Consider the following 13549-nt stretch of genomic DNA (forward strand, 5'->3'; position numbering starts at 1 on the left):
GACTCCGATGCCGGGGACGCTACACGGGTCAACCGACGTCCCTCTATAGTCAGTTGGGTGACTGACTCGAAATCGCCCAAGGCGCGGGCCGCAGACAAACGCCGTCGGCTGACGACCGAGGCGGCCCGGATCCTGCACCGGCAGGGTGTCGAGCGGACCACCCTCGCCGACATCGCGCGGGCGGCCGACGTGCCGGTGGGGAACGTCTACTACTACTTCAAAACAAAGGATGAACTGGTCCTCGCCGCCCTGTCCGAACACAGCGCGTACCTGGACGAACTCACCGCACAACTCGAGCTGTTGGAGGACCCGCGCGACCGGCTCAAAGGGCTGGTCGAGGCGTGGATCGAGCAGCGCGAGGTGGCCGCCCTCCACGGCTGCCCCACCGGCACCCTGGCCGTCGAACTCGGCAAGCGCTCCGACGGGACGCTCGGCGGCGAGGCCGGCGCGGTGATGCGGCGTCTGCTGGAGTGGACCGGGCGGCAGTTCCGCGCCATGGGGGCGCACGGCCCGGACGACCTCGCACTGACCCTGGTCTCCGCGTACCAGGGCATGTCCCTCATGGCCAACGCCCTGCGCGATCCGGACGTGATGACCCGTGAGGGGAGCCGGCTCCTGGAGTGGCTGGATTCCGTCCCCGCCACCGGGGCCGAGGCCGACGCCGCCGGAAGCCGGAAGCGCGGTGGGACCGGCCGGCCTTGATGCCCGAAGGTCAAGAGCCTTCCCCCGCCGCCCCGTTGAACTGACGTCCGAACGATCATAGGCTCCCGCGCCATGGGCCTCGGCCCAGCTCGACCGCACCACCGGCACTGCTTCGCACCCATCCATGGAGGAGCATGTGAGAGCACGTCGCGCGACCGCCTGGGCCGCGTCCGCACTGGTCGGCACACTCGCGCTGACCGGCACCGTCACCGGCCCCGCGACCGCGGCACCCGCGGGAACGGCGGAGGGAACCGGAGCCGTGGCCACCGCCACCGGCCCGGTCGGCCACCAGGAGAACGACCGTGTCCCCGAGGGTTCCGTCTGGACCCAGCACTACTTCCCGTCCGCCGACGACTCCGGCACCGAGCTGCACGCCGACGTTCTGCTGCCGGAAGGGCTCGACCCCGGCGAGAAGGTGCCCGTCATCCTCTCCGTCGGTCCCTACTTCTCGCACGCCGGCCAGACCGGCCCCGAGGGCTTCACCCACACCGGGCCGTCCCCCCGGTTCAACGACTTCCTCGAGGGCGCCGACGTCTTCGGCAACGGCTACGCCTTCGTCATGGTGGACCTGCGGGGCTTCGGCGGCTCCACCGGCTGCCTCGACTGGGCGGGACCCGGGGAACAGGCCGACGTGAAGGCCGCGATCGACTGGGCGGCCCGGCAGTCGTGGTCCACCGGCGCGGTGGGGATGTACGGCAAGTCCTACGACGCCGTCACCGGCCTGATCGGCAACAACCTCGACCAGCGGGCCCTGAAGGCGGTCGTCGCCCAGGAGCCCGTGTGGGACATGTACCAGTACATCTACTCCAACGGCGTGCCCCGCCCCAACGTGACCGGCACCGCCAACGCCTACAACGGCATCGCGACCTTCCCGCCGATGGCGGACGACGACGCCCGCTACCAGGCCAACGCCCGCTGGGAGCAGTCGCACCCGGAGTGCGTCGAGCAGAACACCGCCGGATACCGCATCGCCGACCAGGAGAGCGAGCACTGGAAGGCGCGCGATCTCGCGAGGATGGCCGCGGGCAGCGACACCCCGCTCTTCGTCACCCAGGGCTTCGTTGAGAACAACACCAAGCCCGAGGAGATGGAGGAGTACCTTGACAACCACCGCGGCCCCGAACGCGGCTGGCTCGGCCAGTGGGACCACGTGCGCGGCGGCGACCGGGTCGGCGACGGCCGGCTCGCCATGGGACGCGAGGGCTGGTACGAGGAGACGCTGTCCTTCTACGACCAGTACCTGAAGGGCGTCCGGCCCACGGTGCGGTACCCGGCCTACTCCGTCGAGGACAACACCGGCGCCTGGCGGGCCCAGCGCACCTGGCCCGTGGTGGAGCGGTCGGTGACGCTGCCGCTGGGCGGCGGTTCCTACGTCGACGACGGCGGCGCGTCCGCCCGCGCCGACCTGGCCGCCGCCGGTGAGGAGAGCGCGGCCAGGACGCCCCAACCCCCCTCGGGCACGTGGGACATGGAGAACGCTCCGGCCGTGGAGGCGCCCGCGCCCGAGGGACTGGCGAAGGGCATCGTCGAGCGGCAGAAGGCCGGGGACGTCGGCTCCAGCTTCTTCGTCCGGTCGAAGCCGGTCCGGCGGCCGGTCCGCGTCACCGGCACGCCGCAGATCCGGCTAACCGCCCGCGGCGAGGGCAACGTCATGCTCAAGCTGTACGACGTCGCCCCCGACGGCAGCGCGGTCATGTTCGACGAGCAGGTCTCCCTGGTGGAGACCGGACGGCTCTCCGTCGACCTCAAGTCGACGGACTGGACGCTGGCTTCGGGCCATGTCCTCGCCGTGGAGATCGGCTCCGTGCAGACCGGCTCCTGGCGCGACACGCCCTCGGGCGAGACGATCCGGGTCACCGGGGCGCAGTTGCGGCTCGCTCTCGACGACCCGGCCGACGACGTGCCCACCCAGGGGGCGCGCTCGCCCTTCCTGGACACCTACCTCCGCCAGTACACGGTCACCCTCCCGGCCGGTCCCGCCACCTTCACGGTGACCCCGGGCCGCCACCTCTGATCCGTGCCGACACGACCGGGGCCCGGCGCATCACCCGCGCCGGGCCCCTCGTGCACGCACCGGCGCACGGTCAGGCGTTCATGCCCGCCCAGAACTCCTCGAAGGACATCTGGCGGTCGCCGTCCGTGTCGAGCGAGTCGATCAGGGCGCGCGCCTGCTCCGCGGTGATCTCCGAGCCCTCGAGCTCGGAGACGACCTGCCGGTACTCCTCCGCGGTGACCTGACCGTCCCCGTCGAGGTCGTAGCGCTCGAAGACCTTGCGCGCCGCAGCCTTCACGATGTCCGTCATGCGTATCCGTCCGTCGTCACGATCTGAACCGGAGCCAGGCTAGCGGGCCAGGTGCACCGCGAACTCGTTGCCGTCGGGGTCGGCGAGGGTCACCCGGCCGCCGTCGTGTCCGTCGCCGTCGAGGTGCTTCGCGCCCAGCGAGACCAGCCGGTCGACCTCCGCCCGCAGGTCCTCGCCGGCCGGGACGGCGAGGTCGAAGCGGATCCGGTCCCGGTCCCCGCCCCGCGGCATCAGCGGCGGGCCTCCCCAGGTGATCTTCGTGCCGCCGGCGGGGGACTGGATCGCCGTCTCCTCGTCCTGGTCCCAGACCAGCGGCCACCCCAGTGCCCGGCTCCAGAAGTACCCCACCGCCTGCGTGCCGTCGCAGGGGAGCGCGCCGACGAAGCCGCACCCGGCGAGGAAGTTGTTGCCAGGTTCGATGACGCAGAACTCGTTGCCCTCCGGGTCGGCGAGCACCACGTGCCCCTCCTCCCCGGTCTGGCCGATGTCAGCGTGGTGGCCGCCGAGCTCCAGCGCCCTGGCCACCGTCGCCCTCTGATCGTCCTCGGAGGCGCTGGTCAGGTCGAAGTGCAGCCGGTTCTGCACCGACTTGGGCTCGTCCGTCGCGACGAAGCGGAGCAGGAACCCGGTGTCGCGCGCCGGCAGGACGGTGAAGTCGTCACCAGTCTCCTGTTCCAGCAGGCCCGCCCAGAAACGCGTGAGGCGTGCGGGGTCGAGTGCGTCGAACGTGAGCGCGTGCAGGTACGAGGGCATGTCGGCGGTCTCCTTCGGAGGGGATTGCGGGGTCACAGGGCGGCGAAGAGGGCGTCGAGCGGGGCGGGCAGCTCGCCGGGACCGAGTGCCTGGGCCAGCGCACGACCGTAGTGGATCTTGCGGCCCTTCTTGGTGCCCAGGAAGCGCCGCAACTGCCGCTCGCGAGGGCGGCCCTGCTGCGCGGGCTGGCCCAGGAAGATCTGCCAGGCACGCAGGTCGCCCTCGGCGGCGACCTGGGCCTCGACCCGTTCCGTGCCCAGGGCGCGGATGAACTCGTCCTCCAGGTCCGCCACGCACACGAAGACGTCCCGCGCGGGCGCCCCGGCCCGCTCCAGCGCGCGGTCGAAGTACCCCCGCTCACGCTCGTCGCAGAGACCGGTGAGCCGCAGGCCGAGGCCGGGCGGCCCGAGGACCCGGGCGAAGCGGCCCACGTTCATCGCGCCGTTCATCGTCACGACGCACACGCCCTCCGCCCCGAGGTCCCGGCCGTGCCGGGCGGCCAGCGCGTCGACGGCCGCGAGGTCGCTCGGGCCCTCCAGCAGCACCACCGTCCGCAGCCCGAGCCGCGCCGCCAGTTCACCCGCCCGCCCGGCGGACCCGCCGGCCGCCCAGTGCTCCACCGCGTCCCTGAACGCCGCCGTCTCCGCCATGCGCGCGAGTCTGCACCACCGGTGGGGGAGCGGCACCCCAATAACCGGGCGGTGCCCGCCGACCGCCGCGCCCGCAACGGCAGTCGGCGCGGAGGGCGCCCTCGACGGGGCAGGGACGACGATGCCGTCGCCGCGCGAGGCGGCCGTGGGGACGAGGGGCCCGGCACGTCTGGAAGGCCCGCGAAAACCATTCGACGGGCCCGTCGCCCGTCCGCCATGCTCTCGGACATGTTCCGGCACGCCTTCGCCCTCGTCGCAGCATCCGCGGTCGCGGATGCTCCGAAGGCTGCCGCCGCATTCCTCGCGGCAGGCGCAGCGGTCGGCGCCGCCGCCGACGGCGCCCGAAGGTGACCCTCCCCGGACAGAACTTCCGGCGGACCCCGTAGGGGGAGGGTCGGAGAACCGCCTCCGGGGTCCCCGCCGGCCGCTCCCTGTCGAGGGAAGGGCCGGACACCACGCGTCGCATCGCGAGGAACAGCCATGCCCAAGACGGCATTCGTCCGCACCAAGCCGCATCTCAACATCGGCACCATGGGTCACGTCGACCACGGCAAGACCACCCTGACCGCCGCGATCACCAAGGTGCTCGCCGACCGCGGGGCCTCCCGCTACGTCCCGTTCGACCGCATCGACCGGGCCCCGGAGGAGGCCGCGCGCGGCATCACCATCAACATCGCGCACGTCGAGTACGAGACCGGCACCCGGCACTACGCGCACGTCGACATGCCGGGGCACGCCGACTACGTCAAGAACATGGTCACCGGCGCCGCCCAGCTCGACGGCGCGGTGCTGGTGGTGTCCGCGCTCGACGGGGTGATGCCGCAGACCGCCGAACACGTGCTGCTGGCGCGGCAGGTGGGCGTCGAGCACATCGTCGTCGCGCTGAACAAGGCCGACGCCGGCGACCCGGAGCTCACCGACCTGGTCGAGCTCGAGGTCCGCGAACTGCTGGCCGCGCACGGATACCCGGGCGAGGAGGCGCCCGTCGTACGGGTCTCGGGGCTGAAGGCCTTGGAGGGCGACCCGCGGTGGGTCGCCGCCGTCGAGGAGCTGCTCGACGCCGTCGACACCTACGTGCCGATGCCCGAGCGGCACCTGGAGGCGCCGTTCCTGCTGCCCGTGGAGAACGTCCTGACCATCACCGGGCGGGGCACGGTCGTCACCGGCGCGGTCGAGCGCGGCACGGTCCGCATGGGCGACCGCGTGGAAGTGCTGGGCGCGGGGCTGGAGTCGGTGGTCACCGGGCTCGAGACCTTCGGCCGGCCGATGGAGTCGGCCCAGGCCGGCGACAACGTCGCCCTGCTGCTGCGCGGGGTGGCCCGGGACGCGGTGCGCCGCGGCCACGTGGTCGCCGCGCCGGGCAGCGTCACGCCGAGCCGCCGCTTCACCGCGCGGGTCCGCGTCCTGTCGGCCCGCGAGGGCGGACGCCGCACCCCGGTGTCCACCGGCTACCGCCCGCAGTTCTACATCCGCACCGCGGACGTGGTGGGCGACGTCGACCTCGGGGAGGCGGGCACGGCGCGGCCCGGGGAGAGCGTCGACATGACGGTCGAGCTCGGCTCCGCCGTCCCGCTGGAGCCCGGTCTGGGCTTCGCCGTCCGGGAGGGTGGCCGGACCGTCGCCGCGGGAACGGTGACGGAGGTCGGCTGACGGCGGGTCCTGCCCGTCGCGCGGGTCCGCCCCCGGTTCCGGGGGCGGACCCGTCCTCCGCTGGCGGGGATGCCCGGCACCTGGCACCCGGCACCGGCAACCGGCGGCCGTCCCCGGCCGGCGGGTGGTAGAAACACCCCGACGGACGGGGCGCGCCGGCCCCGCCAGGACCCGGGGGGCAGCGATCTCTTCCGTAATCGGCAACGTTCTGATCGGCCTGGTGACCAGCCTCATCGGAGGCGGCTGCGGCTGGCTCTGGGAGCGCGGCAAGCGCTCCCGGACGCTACGGCGCAAGGCCGCGTTCTTCGGGGTCGTGCCGGGTGAGCCGTGCCTGGTCGTCGTCGGCAACAAGCACGGCCTGCCCGACGCCACCCACCGCAAGGACGTCGACGTCGTCGCGGAGATCGCCGCCCTGGCGGGTCAGCTCGGCAGCGACGTGGTGACGGAGTCCAGCAACACGTTCCGGGGCAGCAACGACGACCGGACCGAGTTCTGCGTCGGCGGCCCGCTCGGGGAGGCCAACGTCCGCACCGGGGGACACCTGGCGGCGCACCTCCCCGGCGTCCGCGTGCTCCCGTACCGCGAGGGTCACCCCGAATCCGTGGCCCTCGTCGTCGGCGAGCACCGGTACCTCTTCCACAAGAACGTCCAGGAGTACGCGCTGGTCGCCAAGTTCACGCCGCCGGAGGCGAGCCGGCCGGTCCTCCTCGTCTGCGGCCAGAGTGCGCTGGCCAACCGGGCGGCCGTTCACCACCTGAGGCGCAGGTACGCCGAGGTGGCGCGCGCCCTGGAGTCGGTGGATCGTTTCTGCATAGTGATCAGGGTGCCGGAGATCCGCACCTACGGGTACCACGCGGCCACCTTCGAGCGGGACGTGACCAGGGAGGCCTTCGCGCGTGTCTGAGGCCGGACCGGAGCCGGTTCCGCTCAGCCGGCAGGACCTGCGCGAGGTCACCGCCTTCGCCGCGACCTGTGCGCGGACGGTGCTCGCCGTGTTCGAGGCGGACCGGCCCGACGACCCGCGCCCCCGTCGGGCCCTGGACACCGCTCGGGAGTTCGCCCGGGGCGGTGAGCGCGGCAAGGCGCTGCGCGACGCGGCCTGGGCGGCGCTCAAGGCGGCCCAGGCGACCGAGGACGCGGCGGCCCGCGAGGCTGCCCGCGCCGCCATGGCCGCGGCGGGCGCCGCCTACCTGCACCCGTTGGCCAAGGCCACGCAGGTCAAACACATCCTGGGCTCGGCCGCGCACGCGGCCCGCGCCGCCGAACTGGCCGCCGGGGACGACCGCGCCGTCGGCGAGGACCACCTGCGGCGGGCCGCGGGGCACGCCACCGGGCCCCTGGTCGACGTGCTCGGGCGCTACCCGGCCGCCCCGCCCGGCGGAGGCCGCACCGGCGAACTCCTCCGCCGCCTGGACGCCGCCCTGCGCGACCGCGGCCCACGGTGACCCGGGGCCGCCCTGCGACCCGTAACTGAAGCCTCACCGACACCACTTGGGGCTGCCTCTAGAGTGACCCCATGCCTGACAGGTTGAGTGCCATACGAACCCGCGCCGCGCTCCGTTCCTCGGCGCGCACCTCCGCCGAGCTGCTGCTGCTCCTGCTGACGGCTGTCGCCGCCCTGTGGCTCCTGGGCCGCATGTGGCCGGTGCTGTGGCCCCTCGTCGTCGCCCTGTTCCTCACGACGCTCACCTGGCCCGTCACCCGCTTCCTGCGGGAGCGCGGCTGGCCCGCCACCCTCGCGGCCTCGGTGGTGACCGTGCTGGCCCTGGTGATAGCGGCGGGTGTGGTGGCCCTGATCGCCGTCCCGGTGTCCTCCCAGTCCGGGGAACTGGTCGACGGGGTGGTGGACGGCATCAAGCACCTGCGGGAATGGGCCGCGGGACCGCCGCTGAACATCGACGACGCGGAGATCAGCAAGGCACTCGACTCCGCGGTCGAGCGCCTGCAGAACAGCGCGGGCGCCACGGTCTCCGCCGTGGTCACCGGTGTCGGGACGGTGATCAACGGTGTCGTCACCGCCGTCCTCGCCGTCTTCCTGATGTTCTTCTTCCTGAAGGACGGCCCGCGGTTCCTGCCCTGGCTCGGCCGCCAGCTGCCCGGCAAGTACGCCGTCCACGTGCCCGCCGTCGCGGAGCGCGGCTGGAACACCCTCGGCGCCTTCATCCGCTCGCAGGCCCTCGTCGGCCTGATCGACGCGGTGCTCATCGGTATCGGCCTGTGGCTCCTCGACATCCCGCTCGTGCTGCCCCTGTCGGTGCTGACCTTCGTGTCCGCCTTCGTGCCGGTGATCGGCGCCCTGTTCGCCGGCTTCGTCGCGGTCCTCATCGCCCTGGTCTCCAACGGACTCACCGACGCGCTGATCGTCCTGGCGATCATCGTCGGCGTGCAGCAGCTGGAGGGCAACGTCTTCCAGCCCATGATCCAGAGCCGGGGCCTCGGGCTGCACGCCGCGGTCATCCTGCTCGCGGTCACCCTGGGCGGCAACCTGGCCGGCATCGTCGGCAGCCTCCTCGCCGTCCCGGCGGCCGCGCTGATCGCGGTGGTGTGGAACTACGTCCGCGAGCAGTTGACCGAGTCGGACGAGCAGCCTCCGCCGGACGGCGAGGCGGACGGCGGCGCCACCGTCGCCACGGTCTGACCGGCCACCACGCGCCCTGGAGGCCCGGACCCGTCGAGCATGGGTCCGGGCCTCCGCCGTGCCGCGCCGCGTTCGTGCCGGGCGGGTTCGGGTCTTCGTCGGGTGCGGGTCACCGCCGCCAGAACAGGTGGTGCGTCACTCCGCTCGGGCTCGGCACGACCTCCAGGTGGAAGCGGTCGAGCAGCTCGTCGGGGGATTCCCACAGGCGCAGTCCGGTGCCGTACTCCACCGGCGCGACCGCCACGTGCAGGGTGTCGACGAGATCGGCGTCCAGGAACTGCCGGACCGTGCTCACACCTCCGCCGAGTCGCACGTCCTTGCCCCGCGCCGCCTCCCGCGCCCGCGCCAGCACCGTGGCCGGGTCGCCCTCGACGAAGTGGAACGTGGTGTCGGACAGGGTGAAGGACGGGCGCGAGTAATGCGTCATGACGAACACGGGGGTGCGGAACGGAGGCTCGTCGCCCCACCAGCCCTGCCACTCGTGGTCCTCCCACGGGCCGCGCTGCGGACCGAACTTGTTGCGGCCCATGATCTCGGCGCCGATGTTGTGGGTGAAGTCCCGCGTGAAGTAGTCGTCGATCCCCCGGCTCCCTCCCCCGTCGGTGCGCCCGGGCCAGCTCGCGGTGGCGAAGGCCCAGTTGTGCAGCCGTACGGGATCGACGTGACCGAACGGTCTCTCCAGCGTCTGGTCCTCCCCGGCGCCGATGCCGTCGCTCGAGACGGTGAAGTTCTGCACTCTCAGCAGCTGGGCCACGTGATCCTCCTTGTGCGGTGACACGACGGTGGGGGACTCCTGCGGCCGGCGGAACTCATCGCCGCCCGCGCGCCGACGCGTCCCCCGGTCCGAGTCTTCCGCCCACGATCCCCGCTTCCCGTGAGCGGAACGCCCTCGGCGCGCCGAGGGCGCCAGGGGACTGGCGCATGTCCGCCCCCGGTCCTCGGGAGCGGCGGCCTGGAACGGAACTCTCCCCGGGCAAGCGGGATTTGTGCGGAATCCGTCCTGCTGTGGCCGGGCGTTCCCTGTGGCAGCATGCACTCCGGATCTTTCGTCCCGTCTGCCATGAACCTGCCATGGAGAAGAAGCCCATGCGTATCCGCGTCATGTTGTCGGCGAGTGCGGCTGCCGCCCTCCTCGCCCTCACCGGTTGTTCGGCCGACGGCTCCTCGCGCGACGGTGCGTCGAGCGGTGCCGCGGAGGAAGGGCTGCCGCTGAAGAAGGCGGACGCCGCGCTGACCGGGGCGGTGGAGAAGTACACGGCCGCCTATTTCGGCGGTGACCCGGCGACCGCGTTCGGGATGCTCTCGGCCCGCTGCCGGTACGTGGTCGGCGACGAGGCGCAGCACCAGGCGGAGGGTGAGGACGAGCACGACGGCGCCGGTGCCCACGAGGTGGGCAAGGACGGCACGGGGGGACAGGCCGCCGAGCACGGCGGCCCCGCGTACGAGGCCGCGGTGGCGCGGATGGCCGAGAAGTACGGGCCACGGCAGGCCACCGGCGTGAAGGTGCGCGAGGACCCGGCGGTCGAGCGGGACGACCGGGTGTTCGTGGAGTACGAGGTCGAGGGCGTCCCTGACTTCGGTCACGACCAGCCGTGGCTGAAGGAACGGGGTGACTGGAAGTACGACGCCTGCTGAGGCGGTTCCCTCCGCGGTCGTCGCCTCGTCCGCCGGGTCCGCACGGTCACGGCTCGGGCACCGTGACGACCGGGCAGTGGGCCCGGTGCAGGAGTCCGTGCACCACCGAGCCCACCCGCATGCCGGAATAGCCGCCACGGCCCCGGCGGCCGACGACCACCGCGAGCGCGTGCTCCGCGGCCTCGGCCAGCACTTCGACCGGTGAGCCCGAGGCCACGTCGTGCGTCAGCGGCACGTCGGGATACCGCTCGGTCACGGGCGCGGTCAGCTCCTGGAGCAACTCGGACTCGGCGGTGTGGAGTGCGGCCGGGTCGGGGCGCCTGGTGAAGACCGGTGGCTGCCAGACCGCCACCGTGCGCAGGGCGCAGCCCCGCAGGTGCGCCTCCTCGGCGGCGAAGGCCAGTGCGGCCCGGGACGCCTCGCTCCCGTCGACGCCCACCACCAGGTAGGGCACCGCCTGGGAGTCGTGCTCGGCGCCGCCGACCACCGCCACCGGGCACCGGGCCTGTGCGGTGACCGGGACCACGAGCGAGCCGGCGCTCAGGAACTCCTCCGTCCGGCTGAGGTGGCGGGAGCCCAGCACCACCATCGCGGCCCGGGCGGAGAGACTCGCCATGACCTGGGCCGGTTGTCCTTCGAGCAATGCCGTGGCCACCTGGATCCCCGGGCCGTGCTCGCGCACCCGGTCCGCCGCGCCGTCCAGGGCGTTGCGGCCCGCGATCGCCTGCGTCTGGAAGCGGGCGCTGTCGTCGACGTGCTGGGTGTCGTGCGGGGGCGGCACGGCGACCACCAGCCGCAGGCCGGTCCCGCGTCGCTCCGCCTCCTCCACGGCCCAGTGCACGGGGAGCAGGCCCGTCCCCTCGAAGTCGACGTCCGGGTCGATCCCGACGACGATCTCAGGTCGTTCCGTCCTGTCGTTCATGACGCCTCTCCCTGCCCGGGGTACGTCCGCGCACCGCACCAGGCCCGGCGCGGCGCCGACCCGGTCCGGCCGTCGGCCGCGGGTGTCCGAGCGGCCGCGCCCCGGGACGTGGGCCTCGCGCCGCTACCGCCGGACGGTGTCGAACCGCGGCGGTGCCCCCGAAGCCGGTGCGCGTCGGAGCGTGTCCACGACACCAGCGTTCCACATGCGGAGGGTGCCGCAACCGGAGCGGCGACGGACGGCCCGGGCGGTGCGCGACCCGGCGTTCACGGCGGAGGTCGCAGCGGTCCCGAAGGGACGGATCTCCTCGCGCCCTACCGGGCCGGCCCCGCCCGGTGTGGCGCCGCGGGCCAGGTGGAGTAACGCTGGCAGCGAGGAGGGAAGCCATGTCGACGTCTCATCTTTCCCTGCCGACGGTTCGCGACCTCGTCCGCGAGGCCGCGACCGCCCCGTCCATGCACAACGCCCAGCCCTGGCGCTTCGTCCACCACCGCGGCACCGGAACGCTGGACCTCAGGGCGGACCCGGCCCGCGGCATGCCCCACGCGGACCCCGACCACCGGGCCCAGTTCATCAGCTGTGGTGCCGCGCTCTTCAACCTGCGGGTGGCCGCCGCCCACAGCGGTCTGGTCCTGCACACCTCCCTGCTGCCCGAGGCGGAGGACCCCTGGCTCGTGGCCCGCATACGCCCCGGCACGGAGGGCACGGCGGCGGCCACCGGAGCGCTGGCGAGCCTGTACCCGGCGCTGTCCCGCCGCCACACCAGCCGGTTCCCCTTCGACGAACACCCCCTGCCCGACGAGGTCCGGCAGCTCCTTATCCGTGAGGCCGAGGCCGAGGGAGCGCGGCTGCTGTTCCCGGGGGGCTGGCACGTCCGCTTCCTGGTCGACCTCATCGCGGAGGCCGAGCACCACGCCGAAGACGCCGGCGACCCCGACGAGACCCGCTGGCTGCGTGTCGGCACGGCCCCGGAGATGGCCACCGACGGCGTGCCCTGGTCCGCGGTCGGCCCGCGGAGCAGCGACTCGGCATGGTACAGCCGCGACTTCGGACACGGCATCGGCCGGGAGCAGGCCCGCGTCCGCTTCGAACGCCGTCCGCAGCTGGCCGTCCTCTCCACGGCCGACGACGACCCTCCGGCCTGGGTGCTCGCCGGCCAAGCGCTGGAACGCGTCCTGCTCGCCGCCACCACCATCCAGGTGGCGACCGGTCTGACCACCCAGCCGCTGGAGCGCCGGTCGCTGCGCTGGCTGCTGCGCGACCCGGTCCAGGGCCACGGAGCCGTGCAGATGATCCTGCGCCTGGGGTACGGCCCCACCGGGGCGGTGACGCGACGCCGCCCGGTCGACGACATCTTCGTCGTCGAGCCGTGAGGCCGCACCGCCGGCGGAAGACCGCGCCCGCGCGTCCACCGCCGTCCGGCGCCGCCCCCGCCACCCGTCGGAACGTCTCGCCGGGCGACGACGGGTGACGGCCTGCATCCTGATGGCGCAGGAAGCCGAACCGGCAGGACCCGAACCGCTGGGAGCTGATCCGTATGGACGCGCCGACGACGGCCGCCTCCACCCGCCCGGTGCGGGTGGAGGCGGAGCTGGACGCGGGGCTGTCCCGTTGGCTGTGGCTGGTGAAATGGCTCCTGCTGGTCCCGCACTACGTGGTGCTGCTCGTCCTGTGGATCGCCTTCCTGGTGGTGAGCGTGGTCGCCTTCTTCGCGATCCTGTTCACCGCCCACTACCCGCGGCCACTGTTCGAGTTCAACGCCGGTGTCCTGCGGTGGAGCTGGCGGGTGCACTACTACTCGGCCGGCGCCTTCGGGACCGACCGCTATCCGCCCTTCAGCCTGGGCGAGGAGCCCGACTACCCGGCGCGACTGCACATCGCCCGCCCCGGTCGTCTCTCGCGCGGGCTGGTGCTGGTCAAGTGGTGGCTCCTGGCGATCCCGCACTACGTCGTGGTGGGCTTCCTGGCCGGCGGCGGCTACGGAGGCGGCGGTGACCACGGCGGCGGCGGTGACCACGGTGACGGGGGCGGAGGCGGCGGTGTCCCGTGGACGTGGTCGGCCGGGCTGATCACGGTCCTGGCGTTCTTCGCGATCGTCGCCAAGGCCTTCACCGGCCGCTACCCGAAAGGCCTCTTCGACCTGGTCGTCGGGTGCAACCGCTGGGTGCTGCGGGTGGCGGCCTACGTGGCGCTGATGACGGACGCCTACCCGCCGTTCCGGCTGGACCAGGGTGGCGCCGAACCGGACGCCGGGCGACAGGACGGGCCACGGGCGTCGGAAGGAGCCGAATAATCG

14 protein-coding genes are annotated in these 13549 nt (G+C 73.2%); 9 read left to right on the top strand and 5 right to left on the bottom strand.

Going from position 1 to position 13549, the window contains the following annotated elements; genetic code table 11:
- Positions 1-57 precede the first annotated feature (57 nt).
- Entirely contained in the window at positions 58-702 is a 645-nt protein-coding gene (locus ABT026_RS23735; protein ID WP_351117148.1) for a TetR/AcrR family transcriptional regulator, read from the top strand.
- Positions 703-826: 124 nt separating this feature from the next.
- Entirely contained in the window at positions 827-2716 is a 1890-nt protein-coding gene (locus ABT026_RS23740; protein WP_502968041.1) for a CocE/NonD family hydrolase, read from the top strand.
- Positions 2717-2786: 70 nt separating this feature from the next.
- On the opposite strand, the gene ABT026_RS23745 is transcribed toward ABT026_RS23740, so the two are convergent.
- The 3 genes from ABT026_RS23745 to ABT026_RS23755 are packed head-to-tail and all read right to left on the bottom strand — an operon-like array spanning position 2787 to position 4408.
- A complete protein-coding gene (locus ABT026_RS23745; RefSeq protein WP_351117150.1) occupies positions 2787-3005 on the bottom strand; it encodes an EF-hand domain-containing protein in 219 nt (72 codons plus the stop codon).
- A gap of 39 nt (positions 3006-3044) precedes the next feature.
- Positions 3045-3758 carry a VOC family protein gene (locus tag ABT026_RS23750; RefSeq protein ID WP_351117151.1) on the bottom strand — a complete coding sequence of 238 codons (714 nt, stop codon included), beginning with the start codon at positions 3756-3758 and terminating at the stop codon, positions 3045-3047.
- 32 nt (positions 3759-3790) lie between these two features.
- Positions 3791-4408 (bottom strand): TOPRIM nucleotidyl transferase/hydrolase domain-containing protein, encoded by a 618-nt coding sequence (locus ABT026_RS23755; protein WP_351117152.1) that lies wholly within the window; start codon positions 4406-4408, stop codon positions 3791-3793.
- A 480-nt stretch (positions 4409-4888) separates the two neighbouring features.
- On the opposite strand from ABT026_RS23755, the gene tuf reads away from it, so the two are divergent.
- From tuf to ABT026_RS23775, 4 genes are all read left to right on the top strand, one after another.
- Positions 4889-6058: an elongation factor Tu gene (gene tuf, locus ABT026_RS23760; protein ID WP_351117153.1), complete on the top strand. Its 1170-nt coding sequence runs from the start codon at positions 4889-4891 to the stop codon at positions 6056-6058.
- A 220-nt stretch (positions 6059-6278) separates the two neighbouring features.
- Positions 6279-6962, top strand: coding sequence for a hypothetical protein (locus ABT026_RS23765; RefSeq protein WP_351117154.1), 684 nt, complete (start codon positions 6279-6281; stop codon positions 6960-6962).
- Entirely contained in the window at positions 6955-7503 is a 549-nt protein-coding gene (locus tag ABT026_RS23770) for a putative immunity protein (protein ID WP_351117155.1), read from the top strand. Before ABT026_RS23765 ends, ABT026_RS23770 begins: the two co-directional genes overlap by 8 nt.
- Before the next feature lie 71 nt (positions 7504-7574).
- Positions 7575-8696, top strand: coding sequence for an AI-2E family transporter (locus ABT026_RS23775; RefSeq protein ID WP_351117156.1), 1122 nt, complete (start codon positions 7575-7577; stop codon positions 8694-8696).
- A 109-nt stretch (positions 8697-8805) separates the two neighbouring features.
- Here ABT026_RS23775 and ABT026_RS23780 read toward each other — a convergent pair whose 3' ends face one another.
- Positions 8806-9450, bottom strand: coding sequence for a dihydrofolate reductase family protein (locus tag ABT026_RS23780; RefSeq protein WP_351117157.1), 645 nt, complete (start codon positions 9448-9450; stop codon positions 8806-8808).
- A gap of 317 nt (positions 9451-9767) precedes the next feature.
- On the opposite strand from ABT026_RS23780, the gene ABT026_RS23785 reads away from it, so the two are divergent.
- Complete coding sequence (locus tag ABT026_RS23785; protein ID WP_351117158.1) at positions 9768-10331, top strand: hypothetical protein; 564 nt, start codon at positions 9768-9770, stop codon at positions 10329-10331.
- Positions 10332-10377: 46 nt separating this feature from the next.
- Here ABT026_RS23785 and ABT026_RS23790 read toward each other — a convergent pair whose 3' ends face one another.
- Complete coding sequence (locus ABT026_RS23790; protein ID WP_351117159.1) at positions 10378-11253, bottom strand: universal stress protein; 876 nt, start codon at positions 11251-11253, stop codon at positions 10378-10380.
- Between the two features lie 386 nt (positions 11254-11639).
- Here ABT026_RS23790 and ABT026_RS23795 point away from each other — a divergent pair, with 386 nt between their 5' ends.
- Positions 11640-12626: an Acg family FMN-binding oxidoreductase gene (locus ABT026_RS23795; protein WP_351117160.1), complete on the top strand. Its 987-nt coding sequence runs from the start codon at positions 11640-11642 to the stop codon at positions 12624-12626.
- A gap of 164 nt (positions 12627-12790) precedes the next feature.
- A complete protein-coding gene (locus tag ABT026_RS23800; RefSeq protein WP_351117161.1) occupies positions 12791-13546 on the top strand; it encodes a DUF4389 domain-containing protein in 756 nt (251 codons plus the stop codon).
- Positions 13547-13549 lie beyond the last annotated feature (3 nt).

This window comes from Streptomyces sp. NPDC002734 (assembly GCF_040295685.1).
In the GTDB taxonomy this organism is placed as follows: domain Bacteria; phylum Actinomycetota; class Actinomycetes; order Streptomycetales; family Streptomycetaceae; genus Streptomyces.

Excerpts from the sequence above, each read along its gene's own strand:
- ABT026_RS23740 (WP_502968041.1), top strand. The coding sequence starts at position 827 with ATGGAGGAGCATGTGAGAGCACGTCGCGCGACCGCCTGGGCCGCGTCC.
- ABT026_RS23745 (WP_351117150.1), bottom strand. The coding sequence starts at position 3,005 with ATGACGGACATCGTGAAGGCTGCGGCGCGCAAGGTCTTCGAGCGCTAC.
- ABT026_RS23750 (WP_351117151.1), bottom strand. The coding sequence starts at position 3,758 with ATGCCCTCGTACCTGCACGCGCTCACGTTCGACGCACTCGACCCCGCA.
- ABT026_RS23755 (WP_351117152.1), bottom strand. The coding sequence starts at position 4,408 with ATGGCGGAGACGGCGGCGTTCAGGGACGCGGTGGAGCACTGGGCGGCC.
- tuf (WP_351117153.1), top strand. The coding sequence starts at position 4,889 with ATGCCCAAGACGGCATTCGTCCGCACCAAGCCGCATCTCAACATCGGC.
- ABT026_RS23775 (WP_351117156.1), top strand. The coding sequence starts at position 7,575 with ATGCCTGACAGGTTGAGTGCCATACGAACCCGCGCCGCGCTCCGTTCC.
- ABT026_RS23785 (WP_351117158.1), top strand. The coding sequence starts at position 9,768 with ATGGAGAAGAAGCCCATGCGTATCCGCGTCATGTTGTCGGCGAGTGCG.
- ABT026_RS23790 (WP_351117159.1), bottom strand. The coding sequence starts at position 11,253 with ATGAACGACAGGACGGAACGACCTGAGATCGTCGTCGGGATCGACCCG.
- ABT026_RS23795 (WP_351117160.1), top strand. The coding sequence starts at position 11,640 with ATGTCGACGTCTCATCTTTCCCTGCCGACGGTTCGCGACCTCGTCCGC.
- ABT026_RS23800 (WP_351117161.1), top strand. The coding sequence starts at position 12,791 with ATGGACGCGCCGACGACGGCCGCCTCCACCCGCCCGGTGCGGGTGGAG.